Genomic DNA, 14,048 nt, shown 5'->3' on the forward strand with positions numbered 1-14,048 from the left:
GGTCAGGGTAGAGGCCCTCAGGAATTGAATTTCTGTTGGGTGCGCTCGAGGCCCTCGGCGATGAGCGTCTCGACCGCGTCGGCCGCCGTGTCGACCTGGAAGGGGATCTCCTTGCGCTCGGTCGAGGAGTAGTTGGACAGCACGAAGTCGGCGACCTCCTGGCGACCCGGGGGGCGGCCGATGCCGGCCCGGACCCGGTGGAAGTCGCCGGTGGCCAGCGAGGAGCGCATCGACTTCAGGCCGTTGTGGCCGTTGTCGCCGCCGCCGATCTTCACGCGGAGCGTGCCGAAGGGGATGTCGAGCTCGTCGTGGATCGCGACGATCCGGGCCGGCGGGACCTTGTAGAAGGTCGCGAGCGCCTTGATCGGACCGCCGAGCTCGTTCATGTAGGAGCGGCCCTTGGCGAGGACGACCCGCGGGCCGGGCGTGCCCGGCGCGCCGAGCCGACCCTCGACCACGTCGGCGCGACCGGACTTGTGGGCGCGGAAACCGCTGCCCATCCGTCGCGCGAGCTCCTCGACGACGAGGTAGCCGATGTTGTGCCGGTGCCCGGAGTACGACGGTCCGGGGTTGCCGAGACCGACGACGAGCCACACCTCAGCGGGTTCGGTCATGTCGTCCTCCGCGGCATCGATCGGGGTGCTCCCCGGCACGCCGTTGCGCGCCGGGGAGATCAGCCGGCCCAGGAACCACCTGAGCCGAGTGAACGTCACTCCTCGTCGCCGCCCTCGGCGGCAGCGTCGGCGTCGCCCTCGGCGGCGTCGGCGTCGCCCTCGGCAGCGGCCTCGTCACTCGCGGCGGCCTCGGACTCCTCGCCCAGGTCCTGCTCGACCTGCGCGGTGACGTTGACCAGCAGCGCCTCCGGGTCGGAGGTCAGGATCGAGCCCGACGGAAGCGAGAGCGAGCCGGCGAGGAACTGGGTGCCGGCCTCGGCGTCGGTGATGTCGAGCTCGAAGGACTCGGGGATGTGGGTGGCCTCGGTCTCGACCTGGACGGTCGTGTTGTCGGCAACGACGAGCGTGTCCTTGGCGGCCTCGCCGACCACGACGACCTGGACGTCGACGGTGACCTTCTCGCCGCGGCGCACGGCAACGAAGTCGATGTGCTCGAGCACGCGGCGGACCGGGTCGACCTGGACCTGCTTGGTCAGCGCGAGCTGGATCTTGCCGTCGATCTCGAGCTCGAGCAGCGCGTTGGCGCCGCCGTGCTTGAGCGCCATCATCGTGGCGTGGCCCGGGAGGGTCACGTGCATGGTGTCGTTGCCGTGGCCGTAGACGACCGCGGGGATCTTGTCCTCGCGGCGGATGCGGCGGGCCGCGCCCTTGCCGAACTCGGTGCGCAGCTCGGCGGTGATCTTCTCGCTCATGGGGCTCTCCTGTGTGGTGGTCGGGACCCCGGAAACCAGAAACGCCGCGCTTCCCAAACCCGATGACCGGTGGGCGCGCGGCGTCGTACGAAACGAGCCGGCCCAGTCGATCACGGAGTCACAGAAGCGGGAGCTCCCTCGCCGAGGCAACCTGAAGATGCTAGTCGTCGACCGGTCCGCAGCCAAAATCCACAAGGGAACGACGATCGGGGTCGCCAAGCTTGCGATACATGTTGATACTTGCCCAAAGTATATTTGAGTATCTCGGGAGGGCGCGCCATGGTCGACAACCCCTACACGCCTGGCCAGATCCCGCGGATACTCGCCGGCCGCAGGGCGGAGCTCCGCAGGATCGAGGATCGGCTCGCGCGCGTCGTCGCTTATGGCGAGCTCGGCGGTCCGCTGCTGGTGTTCCACGCTCCACGCGGACTGGGGAAGACTTCCTTGCTACGCGCTGCCGAACGCAACGCCGAGACCATGGGGTTCGCCTCCGCGTGGGTGGCGTGCTCCCGGGAACGGCAGGTCCTTCCCGAGCTCGTGCGCTCGTTGCAGACCGCGCTCGAACGGTCCGACGCCATGCCGCGCGGCGGCGCCGGCGGCCGTTGGCGCAAGCGTCTCCAGTCGGTCACGGTCGAGGTCGGACTGCCGGGAGCCAAGGTGCAGGCATCGGTGGCGAGTCCCCCGGCGGCAACGGAGGAGCCCATCGCGACGGCTCCGATCGCAGCCCTCGAGGGGCTGCTGCACGACACCGCGACGCTCGTACGACGACGCGGCGGCGCCGGTCTGCTGTTGTTCCTCGACGAGCTCCACACCGCATCGGCCGATGACATGTCCGTGCTCCTGAACACCCTGCAGAACCTCGACGGTCACCGGGAGGACAACCCCCTGGCAGTCGTCGCAGCCGGACTGCCCGTCACGCCGGAAGCACTGACCCGGGCCGCCACCTTCGGGGAGCGCAGCGCGTTCGTGTCCCTCGACGTGCTCAGCGACGAGGACGCCCGCGCGCTCCTGGTCGGAGCCGCCGCCGCGGAAGACGTCACCTGGAGCGACCGAGCCCTCCAGGCCGTGATCGCCGAGTCGCGGGGATACCCCTACCTCCTGCAGCTCATCGGCAGCACGACCTGGGAGGCAGCCCCACCGCTCGCGGGAGGCCAGCTGGACCTCGCCGACGTCCGCAAGGGGCTTCCGGCGGCCCGTGACCAGCTCGCCGCCATGCACCGGGCCCGATGGGGAGCCGCCTCACCCCTGCAGAAGTCGTTCCTCGCGGCCATGGCAGCGGCGGGCGTCGACAACGTCACCCGCGCGGAGATCGCGGAGCGGATGGGCCGTGACTCGCGGTCCATCAGCGTGCCCCGCGACCGGCTGATCGAGAAGGGCGTGATCGAGCCGGTCGGTCACGGACTGGTGCGGTTCACGCTGCCCGAGTTCGGAGCCTTCGTGCGGAGCCTGGACGACGCCTGACGTGGTCAGGCGTGGCCGTCGAACATGCTCGTGACCGAGCCGTCCTCGAAGACTTCCTTGATCGCCCGGGCGAGCATCGGGGCGATCGACAACGTGGTGAGTTTGTCGAACTGCTTGTCCGAGGGGATCGGCAGCGTGTTGGTCACGACGATCTCGACCGCGCTGCAGTTCTTGAGGCGGTCGACAGCAGGGTCGGACAAGATCGCGTGGGTCGCGGCGATGACGACGCCCGCGGCGCCGTCGGCCATCAGGGCCTCGGCGGCCTTCACGATCGTGCCACCGGTGTCGATCATGTCGTCGGTCAGCACGCAGACGCGCCCCTTGACCTCACCGACGACGCGGTTGGCGACGACCTCGTTGGCCACATCGGTGCGGCGGCTCTTGTGGATGAAGGCCAGCGGGGCGCCACCGAGGCGGGCTGACCAACGCTCGGCGACCTTGATGCGGCCGGCGTCGGGCGAGACCACGGCGAGCGGCTGGGCGCCGTACTGGGCCTTGATGTAGTCGGTGAGGATCGGCAGCGCCATCAGGTGGTCGACCGGGCCGTTGAAGAAGCCCTGGAGCTGGTCGGCGTGGAGGTCGACGGTGATGATCCGGTCGGCGCCCGCGGTCTTGAACATGTCGGCCATCAGACGGGCCGAGATCGGCTCGCGGCCACGGTGCTTCTTGTCCTGGCGGCTGTAGCCCCAGAACGGCATGACCACGGTGATCCGCTTGGCGGAGGCGCGCTTGAGCGCGTCGACCATGATCAGCTGCTCCATGATCCACTCGTTGATCGGAGCGGTGTGGCTCTGGAGCACGAAGGCGTCACAGCCGCGGACGCTCTCCTCGAACCGGATGTAGATCTCGCCGTTGGCGAACTCACGCGCCTCGGTCGGCACGAGCGAGATGCCGAGGATCTCGGCGACCTCTGCGGACAGCTCCGGGTGGGCCCGGCCACTGAAGACCATCAGGTTCTTCTCAGTGGTCCGAAGGATTCCGGTCACGCGCAACTCCTGTGGTCGCCTGCGGCAGTTGTCACCGATTGTGCCGTCTCGCCGACGTCAGTCCCAAGTCCCCGCCCGTTTTCGGACAGTTCACTCTTCGTCGGTCGCCGCTGCGGCCGCGTCGCCCTGGGCGGTGCCGGCGCGCTTGCGCTGGGCCCAGCCCTCGAGGTTGCGCTGCTGGCCGGAGCTGAGACCCAGCGCACCGGGCGGGACGTCCTTGCGGACCACCGTGCCCGCGCCCGTGCCGGCGCCGTCACCGACCGTGACCGGCGCGACGAAAGTGTTGTTGGAACCGGTGCGCGCGTGCTTGCCGATCACCGTGCGGTGCTTCTCGACCCCGTCGTAGTTGGCGAAGATCGTGCCGGCGCCGATGTTGGTGCCGTCACCGATCTCGGCGTCACCGACGTAGGACAGGTGCGGGACCTTCGCACCGTCACCGATACGGGCGTTCTTGGTCTCGACGAAGGCGCCGATCTTGCCGCCCGCGCCGAGCAGGGTCCCGGGTCGTAGGTAGGAGAAGGGTCCGACGGTGGCACCGTCACCGATGACGGCGAGCTGCCCGTGCGTCCGTACGACGCGCGCACCCACCCCGATCTCGCAGTCCTCCAGCGTCGTGTCGGGTCCGATCACGGCGTCCTCGGCGACCACGGTCGCCCCTAGGAGTTGGGTGCCGGCGAGGATCGTGACGTCGGCGGCGAGCACGACGTCGGCGTCGATCCAGGTCGTCTCGGGGTCCATCACCGAGACGCCGTCCTTCATCCAGCGGGTGACGATCCGGCGGTTGAGCTCGCGGCCGAGGACGGCGAGCTGGGCGCGGTCGTTGGCGCCTTCGGTCTGCCACACGTCGTCGACCGGGAAGGCCGTCACGGTCAGCCCGGAGTCGCGGGCGAGCTGGACGGTGTCGGTCAGGTAGTACTCGCCGTTGGCGTTGTCGTTGCCGATCCGCCCGACCGCTTCGAGGAGGAACCCGGCGTCGAAGGCCAGGATCCCCGAGTTGATCTCGCGGATCATCCGCTGCTCGGCACTGGCGTCCTTCTCCTCCACGATCGCGAGCACGTCGCCCTCGTCGTCGCGGACGATCCGGCCGTAGCCCGTCGGCGCCTCGACGACGCCCGACAGGATGCTGACGGCCGCCTGCGCCGCCTCGTGCTCAGCGGCGAACCAGCGCAGCGTGGCGCCCTCGAGGAGGGGCGTGTCGCCGTACGCGATCAGGACGGTGCCGCTGTCCGGCGCCCCGGTGTCGGCAGCCATCGCCTCGAGCGCGACGCGGACCGCGTGCCCGGTGCCGAGCTGCTGCTCCTGCACGGCCAGCACCGCCTCGGGCAGGAGCTCGAGGATGTGCGGGCCGACCTGCTCGCGCTGGTGGCCGACGACCGCGCAGACGCGGGTCGGCTCAAGACCCCCGACGGCGCCCAGGACGTGACCGATCATGCTGCGGCCGCCGATGCGGTGCAGGACCTTCATGGTCTTGGACTTCATCCGGGTGCCGCCACCGGCGGCGAGGACGATCACGGTGAGCTGGTCGGCCATGTGCCGAGCCTACGGGGAGGGCGCCGTACCTGCCGTTCGGGCCAATCCTGCCCAGGTTTCGGCGATACTTCCCGCCGTGGGAGACGTGCGGGCGCTCTGGGGCGTGGGCGAGGGACCTCCGCCGGCCGACGTCGGCGTGGCCACCGCGCGCAGCCTGGCCGAGGACGGCCGGTGGCGCGAAGCCCACACCGCGCTCGCCGCGATCCCCGGCCTCGAAGCGGCCGACCTCGAGCTCCGCGGAACCTTGGCCTACCTGCTCGGTGACGCCCGCAGCTACTTCGAGGACCTCGCGGCCGCCTTCACGTCGTACGACGACCCGGCCCGCGCCGCCCGATGCGCGTGCTGGCTCGGGATCATGCACCTCATCCGCGGGGAGGCGGGCCACAGCGCAGGCTGGATGGCCTCGGCCCGCCGCCTGGTCGACGAGCACGGCGAGAGCGCGGCCAGCGCCTACCTCGAGGTGATGGCGATCCTCGGCGACGAGTCCGCCGGCCGCGACCAGGCGATCGCCATCGCCCGGGTGGTCAACGACATCGCCCGACGTCACGGCGACGAGGACGCCACTGCCCTCACCGGGCAGACCCTCGGCCAGCTCCTCATCCGCACGGGGAGCGCCGACGAGGGTCGTCGCCTGATGGACGAGGCGATGGTCTCGGCGTCGTCGCGACAGCTCTCCTCGCCGCTCGTCGAGATCCTGGTCTACCTCGCGGTGATGGCGGGCTGCCGCCTGCTGATGGACCTCGGCCGCGCCCGGGAGTGGACGACCGCCGTCAACCGGCTCCGCGCGCGCAGTCCGGAGCTCACCGCGTTCGCCGGGGTCCTCGCGCAGTGCCGCGCGGAGCTGCACCAGGTCTCCGGCGAGTGGGAGGCCGCGCTGGCCGAGCTCGACACGGTGACGGACCGACCGCTGCTCGGAGAGGTCGCCTACCTCCGCGGCGAGATCCTGCGTCGGCAGGGCGACTACGACGACGCAGCGGCCGCTTACGCCCAGGCAGCCGCGGCCGGGCGGGACACCGCGGCCGGGGTGGCAGCGCTGCACCTCGCCAAGGGCGAACCGGCGATCGCCCGCGCCCTGACGGCGCGCTCGCTCGCGGAGCTCACCGACGCGTGCGACCGGGTGGTCCTGCTGCCCGTGGCGGTCGCTGCCGCCGCTCCGACGTCGGTCTCCGATGCCGCCGTCCTGGCTGCAGAGCTCGAGCAGATCGCGAACCTCCTGGACAGTCCACTCCTGCAGGCCCGCGCGCACCAGGCGGCTGGAGTCGTCGCCCTGGCCCAGGGCGACCCGGCGTCGGCCGTGGTGCGCTTCCGCCAGGGCTGCATCGCCTTCGGGGCGCTGGCCGTGCCGGCCGAGCTCGCGACCTGCCACGCCGACGCGGCCGCCGCCTACCGTGCCCAAGGCGACGACGCGCTGGCCGATCTCGAGCTGGCGGCAGCAGTCGCCCTGGCCGACCGGATCGGGCTCCGGCTTCCCGAGCAGCCCTCGCCCGAGCCAGGGCCCGGCACCACGATCGGCACGGCTCGCCTCTCGACGCGTGAGGTGGACGTGCTGCGCCGGGTCGCGGCAGGAGCGACCAACCGCGAGATCGCCGACGAGCTGGTGCTCTCGCCCCGCACCGTCGACCGCCACGTCAGCAACATCCTCACCAAGCTCGGGGTGAGCACCCGGGCCGCGGCTGCGTCGGTGGCCACCGAGCACGGCCTGGTCTGAGCCGCCACGGTCTGAGCACACCCACCCACGCCGGCCGGCGGAATTGGGTAGTCCGCATGGGTGGTCTCACCGATGCCGCCGGACGGGTGCGGGCGGCACGCTCAGCGGGCACATCCACCCCGTTCCGGAGGACCCCCCATGCGCACGACCGTCTCCCCCACCGTCCGCCGCCTCGCGATCATCGCCGCAGCGACCACCACCGCCGGCGCGGGCCTCGCGCTCGCCGCGCAGCCGTCCTATGCCGCGAGCGGCCCGGTCGTCGGCGTCAACGGCACGGGCCTCATCGTCGCGAACGCGACGAGCGACGGCGACAACATCCAGACCTACCTCGACGGCAGCAACATCATCGTCATCGACTTCGGCAAGACCGTCGCGCCCGGCACCGGGTGCAGCGCGGGGACCACAGCGGATCGCGTCATCTGCCCCATTGCGGGGCTCACCCGTATCCAGTTCTCGACCGGAGCGGGCGACGACTCGGTCCTGAACAACGTCGCCCTGCCGTCGACCTACGACGGCGGCACCGGTGACGACACCTTCAGCGGGAGCCCCGCGATCGACACGTTCGTGGGAGGTTCGGGCAGCGACCGCGTGAGCTACTTCTATGCGACGGCGAGCGTGCACGTCACCATCGACGGCGTCGCCGACGACGGCATGGCCGGCGAGGGCGACCAGGTCGGCACGGACATCGAAGAGGTCTTGGGCTCGCCTCAGGACGACGTGCTCGTCGGCTCGAGCGGCGCCGACGTACTCGACGGCGGCAACGGCGACGACCTCATCGACGCCGGGCTGGGCGCGGACGTCATCAACGGCAGCAACGGCACCGACACCGTGACCTACGCCGACCGCACCAACGCGGTCACAGTCGTCATCGGCAACACGGGCGTCAGTGGCGAGGCGGGTGAGGGCGACGTCGTCAACTCGCTCAACGAGCGGATCATCGGCGGCTCCGGCAACGACACCCTCACCGGCGCCTCCGGCCCGATGGTCCTCAACGGCGGCGCAGGCAACGACACCCTCAACGGCAGCAGCGCCGACGACCTGCTCCAGGGCGGGCCGGGCGCCGACATCCACAACGGCGGCGCCGGCACGGACTGCGTGACCTACGCGGAGCGGACCGCGCCGGTCACTGCCACGATCGGCGGCGGCGCCAGCGGCGAGGCCGGCGAGGACGACACGATCGACGGCGCCGTCGAGTGCCTCATCGGCGGCAAGGGCTCCGACAAGCTCACCGGAAACAGCAACGCCAACACCCTCCAGGGTCGTGACGGCAACGACCTGCTGGACGGCGGGCTGGGCGCCGACGTGCTCGTCGGTGGCAACGGCTCGGACAAGGTCACCTACGTCGGTCGTACGGCGTCGGTCGTCGCCAACCTCGACGGTGCCGCCAACGACGGCGAGGCCGGCGAGGGCGACCAGATCGCGGGCAACGTGGAGAACCTGGTCGGCGGCAGCGGCGCTGACACGCTCACCGGCTCAGCGGTCAAGAACGTCCTCAACGGAGGAGCGGGCGACGACCTGCTCAACGGCATGGCGGGCGCCGACCAGTTCTTCGGCGGTCCCGGCGTCGACACCGTCAGCTACGGCGGCCGCAACGCGGCGATCACCGTCACCATCAACGCCGTGGCGGACGACGGCGCGGCGGGCGAGGGCGACAAGGTCACGCTCTCCGTCGAAAACCTCGTGGGCGGCACCGCCGGCGACACCCTGACCGGGTCCAACACCGCCAACCGGATCCAGGGCGGCGGTGGCGGCGACACCCTGACGGGTCTCGGCCGAGGCGACAACCTGCTCGGTGGTGCCGGCAACGACACCGCGGCCGGAGGTGCCGGGACCGACACCTGCGTCGCCGAGCACAAGACCTCCTGCGAGGCCTGAGGTCAGATCAGAGAGCCTCGACGTTGCGCACCAGCGCCTCGCTCGTGCTCCGGATGGCGATGGCGATGAAGGGCTTCACCGCAGCCTCCATCGCCTTGCCGGCCGGACCACCGGGCAGCTCGAAGCTGATGTGGGCGTCGACCCGGGTGCGACCTTCACCGAGATCGGTGAAGGTCCACCTCTGGGTGTTCTTGATGCCCTTGACCGACGTGATCTCGATGAGCCGGTCCAGCTCCCAGCCGCTGCACTGGATGCGCGACTTGAGGGAGACACCGAGCTTCATCACGCCGTCGTAGGTCGCGCCCACGCCCTGGGTGAAGTCGGTGACCGGGTCGATCTTGTGCAGGCCGTACATCCAGTCCTTGGTCTTGGAGAAGTCGTCGACATAAGCGAAGACCTCCCCCACCGGCTTGGCGATCTCGACAGTGTTCTCGACGATGCTGGGCACGGGACAAGACTTCCAGAACCCACCGGCGGCCCCGGACACCGGGCCATACTGACGCCCATGGCGCCCCTGGTGATCAGCAACGCCGCGAGGCGGCTCCCGTTCGCCGTGGCCTGCCTGGTCGGCCTCTTCCTCGTCATCGCACCGCTGACGTCGGCCCAGCTGGAGGCAGCGCGCTCCGGCGACGAGCTGCTCGACGGCGCGTCCCCCTTCCTCACCGACGACGGCCTGCACCAGATGCGCTCGGACCTCGACCAGATCGACGAGACGTTCGCCCAGATGGCGGCCGACCCGACGTTCACCGCGACCGTACGGCGCGACGCCGGTCTCGCGGAGGTCGCCGGGAGGCTCCCCGAGATCCGGGGCACTGCCGACAAGGTGATCACCAATCTCGAGGACCGGCAGGGCGAGTTCGAGAGCGCGGCGGACCTGCCGGCGCCGGGCATCGACCTCACCCAGGGCATGTTCGGTGGGCTCGCCGTGGCCGGCTTGGCCCTGCTGGCCGGCGCAGCCGGTCTGGTGCGACCGACCCGGGTGGCTGCCGGCGTCCTGCTCGTGGCCGGGCTGGGGATGAGCATCGCGCCCGTCGCCCTCGACGACCTGGACAAGGCGCACGACACCGAAGCGCTGCTCGACTCGCTGCGGCCGTTCTCGATCGAGAAGGTCCGCGGCCGCGAGGAGGGTCTGGCCGCCGTACGTCATGTCTTCGAGGCGTACGACGGCACCACCGTGCCGTCCGAGGACCTCGCCGCGACGGAAGCCGCCATCGACCGGTTCGGCGACCTCGTCGACTTCAGCCGCTACGCCCAGCCGCGACTGGTCGAGGCGACGGCAGTCCCGGCGACCACGACCGTGTGGACGGCGATCGTCGCCGGGGGGTCGCTGGCGCTGACCGGCGCCGTCGGACTGCTGGTCAGCCGGCGTACTTCAAGGGCGCGAGGGAGTTCCCCCGCTTGATGTCGCCACAGCTGCTCGGCGCTGCTCCGTCACCGAAGCGGCCCAGCAGCCAGGTGTAGGCCTGCGGCAGCCAGGTCGCGATCGAGGTGAAGTGCGACAGCGGGTACTGGTGGTAGACCACGTCCAGCCCCCGGCTGCAGTAGCGGCGGGCGAGCGAGCGCACGTCCCCCGCGACCATGACGCCGTCGCCGCTGCCGAAGACCGGGTGCGGTTGGGTGCCCTCGAGCACGCCGCCCGTGCCCTGCCCCATGAACATCGGCGCGGTCGGGGTGTGCTTGCTGCCCATGATCAGGCCGTTCGCGATCCGCACCAGCGGCCGCACCGCCTCCGGCGTCGCGTACCGCGGCTTCACGATGCTCTTCCACGTCAGTCCCGGGTAGGTGCCGATGGCCTGCGTGATCGACGCGTGACGCATCTTGCGCAGCAGCGCCTTGCCCTCCTCGTTGGCGTAGCGGGCGAGGTCGACGTCGTAGGCACGGGACAGTCCGATGAGCGCCATCGGCAAGACGCCCGCCCAGGCCAGCGATCCGTCCATGTAGTGGAGGTTGTGACCGGGGTGGACGAGGATGCCCCCGATCGCCGTACCGACGATGCGGCGGGCGACGTCGGGCGCGTAGTCGTGGGCGAGCTCTGCAGCCCACTCGCTGCCGATCGCACCGCCCGAGTAGCCGATCAGCCCGACCGGCGTACGGCGTCCGACGCCGGTCGCCTCCGCTCGCGTGATCGCACGCAGCGAGTCGAGCGTGGTGTAGCCGTACTCGGGTCCGGCAGCGAAGTCGGCGGTCGGCCCCTCGGTGTCGGGGATGTTGATGGTGAATCCGGCCAGCAGGAGCGGAGCGATGAGCGTCGTCTCCACGTTGGCGATGCCGGGCCCGAGGCCGGTTCCTCCGGCGATGGCCACCGAGGGCTGATCGGCGGGGTTCAACGAGTCGTAGAAGGACTGGTAGGAGACCACCTTGGCGCCACCGAGCGGCAGGATCGGGCGGACCACCGAGGTCACGTTGGCCACGGCGCGACCTCGCGCGTTGCGCGTGCGGTAGAGCAGCTGGACGGCCTCCAGCGGGAGGTCGACGCCCTGCACGCTGTAAGGCACCGTGCGGGTCTTGAGGACCGTGCCGGGCTTCACGTCCCGCAGCGGGGTGGCGCCGGTGTAATCGAAGAACGGGTCGTCTAGCGGACCCGCTGCTGACCGGGCCGGCGCCGGCGTGGTCCGGGCCTCGGCTGGAAGGACGGCCAGGCTCGTGCCCAGCGCGCTGATAGCGACAGCACTGACCAGCGCCCCGAGACGACGATTCATCGAGTTCTCCCCTTGATAGCCCCGCGCCATTCAACGGCAACTGGAGCCGCCTGTCGTCAATTGCGGACCAGCGTCCGGATGCCGGTCCTCCGACCGGATCCGTGACAGCGCTACTGTCATCGTCAGTCCGCCTCGAAGGAGAGCTCCCGTGCCTGACTCCACCGACCCGCGTCGCATCCTGCTGTTCGGCGCCACCGGCTACACCGGCGACCTGACCGCCCGTGCCCTGGTGGCCCGCGGCGCCCAGCCGGTGCTCGTGGCGCGCAACCGCGAGCGGGTCACCGCGCTCGCCGCCGAGCTGGGCGGTCTCGAGGTCGCCGTCGCCGATGCGACCGACGTGAGGGACCTGCAGGCGGTCGTCGAGAAGGGCGACGTGCTGATCAGCACGGTCGGCCCGTTCCTGAGGTACGGCGAAGCCGCTGTCCGCGTCGCGGCCGAGAAGGGCGCGCACTACTTCGACTCGACCGGCGAGGGCCCGTTCCTGCGCTCGGTCTTCGAACGCTGGGGTCCGGTCGCGGCCGGCAACGACGCCGCCTTGATGAGCGCCTTCGGCTTCGACTTCGTGCCGGGCAGCCTGGCGGGAGCACTCGCGCTCGAGAAGGCCGGCACGGCCGCGACCGGGCTTGACGTGGCCTACTTCGTCAAGGGCTTCGGCACCAGCGGCGGCACCAAGGCCTCCATCGCCGGGATGATGCTGGAGGAGGGCTTCGCCTACGTCGACGGCGCGATCCGCCAGGTCCGCGCCGGGCGCCGGGTCGAGACGTTCGACGTCGGCGGACGCTCGCTGACGGCGGTCTCTGTCCCCGGCTCCGAGCACTTCGCCCTCCCCGCGGCCTACCCCCACCTGCGCGACGTCGACTCGTTCCTCGGCGCTCCGCCCGCGATCGCGCGCGGCATGGGCGCCACCACGTTGCTCTCGACGCCCGTGCGACGGATCGGCCCCACCAAGAAGGCCGCCCAGGCCCTCGCCGCGCGGATGGTCAAGGGGTCGACGGGAGGCCCCTCCGCCGAGAAGCGGGCCGGCGCCCGCGTGACGATCGTGGCCAACGCGCGCGCCGCGTCCGGCGAGGTGCTAGCGACCGCGACCCTCAACGGCGGCGACCCCTACGACTTCACCGCCGACATCCTGGCGTGGGGCGCGATGTCCGCCGCCGAGGGACACCTGCAGGGCGTCGGTGGGCTCGGACCGGTCGGCGCGTTCGGCCTCCAGCAGCTCACCGACGGCTGCGCTGCGGCCGGGCTCGTCGAGGCGAGCGAGGCGTGACCCCACCGACCGCCCTGCCCGGCACCGACCTCGCCCTCGAGCAGTACGGCGACCTGGGGGCCGCCTGGCTGGCCGGCATGTGGCAGGCCGACCCCCTGGCAGACGCAGCGGTCGCCGACCCCGCCGCGCTCACGGCGCTCCGCGACCATCTCGGCATCGATCCCGACTGGCTCGAGCGCGACCGGCTCGACCGAGCAGCCGACGTGCTGGTCCGCTACGGACCGCAGTGGGGCCTCGTGCTCGGGGCCGCGTCGTTGCTCCGCGGCGCGGACAACTGGATCGCCGCCAAGCCGCTCGTCCTCACCGGTCGCTACGGCCAGGAGCCAGCAGTGCGGTCGATCGAGGTCGGCAACTGGCTGTCGGCCGTCGTCCGCCCCGGCGGGATGGCGGTCGGTGCGCCGGGCTTCGAGCACACCGTGCGGGTGCGGATGATCCACGCCCGCGTCCGGCGCCACATCGAGCGCACCGCCACGTGGGACCACGCCGCCTGGGGCGTGCCGATCCCCCAGCCCTACATGGCCTTCACCCTCGCCGAGTTCGGTCACATCGCACTCGCCGCCATGGCCCATCTCGGCGTGCGCCTCCGCGACGACGAGCTCGCCGACATCTACCACCTGTGGCGCTACGTCGGGCACGTCGTCGGGGTCGACGACGCACTCAACCCGACCAACGAGGCCGACCACGTCCGGATCGAGGAGCTCTACCGGCTGACCTCGCCGGGCCCGGACGCCGACAGCCGGGAGTTCACCACCGCACTCATCGAGGGCTACCTCGCCGAGCAGCTCGCGACGATGATCCCGGGGCCCGCGAGCTGGCGTCGTCGTACTGCTGTCGCGGTGATGTACGGCATGGCACGGGTCTTCCTCGGCGACGCCGCCGCCGACAGCCTGGGCATCCCCGACGGTCCGACCAAGCACGTCGTCCGAGCCGCACGACCGGCCCTCACGGCCCTCGACCAGGTGCGACTCCTGGCGCTCGGCCGCGACCGCGTGACTGCTCGAGGCTACGTCGCCCGCGACCGCGAGCTCGCCCGCCTCAAGGCGGACAACGCCATGGAGCACGACCTCGTCGACGCCGTGCCGGGTGCCGTGGGAAGCACCAATCATCCGATCGACGCATAGGCTCCCGGTTAATCGACCTGTTAATTTTCCGGAAGCCA

General features: G+C 71.1%; 12 protein-coding genes. 6 read left to right on the forward strand and 6 right to left on the reverse strand.

Going from position 1 to position 14,048, the window contains the following annotated elements:
* Positions 1-17 precede the first annotated feature (17 nt).
* A complete protein-coding gene (gene pth, locus F0U44_RS03545) occupies positions 18-614 on the reverse strand; it encodes an aminoacyl-tRNA hydrolase (protein WP_149727527.1) in 597 nt (198 codons plus the stop codon).
* 95 nt (positions 615-709) lie between these two features.
* On the reverse strand, positions 710-1,366 hold the full coding sequence (locus F0U44_RS03550) for a 50S ribosomal protein L25/general stress protein Ctc (protein WP_149726847.1): 657 nt from the start codon (positions 1,364-1,366) through the stop codon (positions 710-712).
* A 279-nt stretch (positions 1,367-1,645) separates the two neighbouring features.
* On the opposite strand from F0U44_RS03550, the gene F0U44_RS03555 reads away from it, so the two are divergent.
* Positions 1,646-2,827 (forward strand): ATP-binding protein, encoded by a 1,182-nt coding sequence (locus tag F0U44_RS03555; protein ID WP_149726848.1) that lies wholly within the window; start codon positions 1,646-1,648, stop codon positions 2,825-2,827.
* Between the two features lie 5 nt (positions 2,828-2,832).
* Here F0U44_RS03555 and F0U44_RS03560 read toward each other — a convergent pair whose 3' ends face one another.
* Together F0U44_RS03560 and glmU are read right to left on the reverse strand one after the other, a co-directional pair.
* Positions 2,833-3,813, reverse strand: a complete 981-nt coding sequence (locus tag F0U44_RS03560) for a ribose-phosphate diphosphokinase (RefSeq protein ID WP_149726849.1) — start codon at positions 3,811-3,813, stop codon at positions 2,833-2,835.
* 90 nt (positions 3,814-3,903) lie between these two features.
* Positions 3,904-5,343: a bifunctional UDP-N-acetylglucosamine diphosphorylase/glucosamine-1-phosphate N-acetyltransferase GlmU gene (glmU, locus tag F0U44_RS03565; protein WP_149726850.1), complete on the reverse strand. Its 1,440-nt coding sequence runs from the start codon at positions 5,341-5,343 to the stop codon at positions 3,904-3,906.
* A 76-nt stretch (positions 5,344-5,419) separates the two neighbouring features.
* Between glmU and F0U44_RS03570 the strand changes: the two genes are divergently transcribed.
* A complete protein-coding gene (locus tag F0U44_RS03570; protein WP_188113300.1) occupies positions 5,420-7,051 on the forward strand; it encodes a helix-turn-helix domain-containing protein in 1,632 nt (543 codons plus the stop codon).
* 138 nt (positions 7,052-7,189) lie between these two features.
* Positions 7,190-8,926, forward strand: coding sequence for a calcium-binding protein (locus tag F0U44_RS03575; protein WP_188113301.1), 1,737 nt, complete (start codon positions 7,190-7,192; stop codon positions 8,924-8,926).
* 7 nt (positions 8,927-8,933) lie between these two features.
* Here F0U44_RS03575 and F0U44_RS22895 read toward each other — a convergent pair whose 3' ends face one another.
* Positions 8,934-9,374 carry an SRPBCC family protein gene (locus F0U44_RS22895; protein ID WP_188113302.1) on the reverse strand — a complete coding sequence of 147 codons (441 nt, stop codon included), beginning with the start codon at positions 9,372-9,374 and terminating at the stop codon, positions 8,934-8,936.
* Positions 9,375-9,431: 57 nt separating this feature from the next.
* Between F0U44_RS22895 and F0U44_RS22900 the strand changes: the two genes are divergently transcribed.
* The gene (locus F0U44_RS22900; RefSeq protein WP_188113303.1) at positions 9,432-10,328 is read left to right on the forward strand and encodes a hypothetical protein; all 897 of its coding nucleotides are present in this window, start codon (positions 9,432-9,434) and stop codon (positions 10,326-10,328) included.
* Here the strand turns inward: F0U44_RS22900 and F0U44_RS03590 are convergent.
* Entirely contained in the window at positions 10,285-11,625 is a 1,341-nt protein-coding gene (locus tag F0U44_RS03590) for a lipase family protein (RefSeq protein ID WP_149726855.1), read from the reverse strand. The two genes, F0U44_RS22900 and F0U44_RS03590, sit on opposite strands and share 44 nt — an antisense overlap.
* A 148-nt stretch (positions 11,626-11,773) precedes the next feature.
* Here F0U44_RS03590 and F0U44_RS03595 point away from each other — a divergent pair, with 148 nt between their 5' ends.
* Both F0U44_RS03595 and F0U44_RS03600 read left to right on the forward strand, forming a co-directional pair.
* The gene (locus tag F0U44_RS03595) at positions 11,774-12,889 is read left to right on the forward strand and encodes a saccharopine dehydrogenase family protein (protein WP_149726856.1); all 1,116 of its coding nucleotides are present in this window, start codon (positions 11,774-11,776) and stop codon (positions 12,887-12,889) included.
* Positions 12,886-14,010, forward strand: a complete 1,125-nt coding sequence (locus F0U44_RS03600) for an oxygenase MpaB family protein (RefSeq protein WP_223163564.1) — start codon at positions 12,886-12,888, stop codon at positions 14,008-14,010. Before F0U44_RS03595 ends, F0U44_RS03600 begins: the two co-directional genes overlap by 4 nt.
* Positions 14,011-14,048 lie beyond the last annotated feature (38 nt).

Source organism: Nocardioides humilatus (assembly GCF_008373755.1).
GTDB classification, from domain to species: domain Bacteria; phylum Actinomycetota; class Actinomycetes; order Propionibacteriales; family Nocardioidaceae; genus Nocardioides; species Nocardioides humilatus.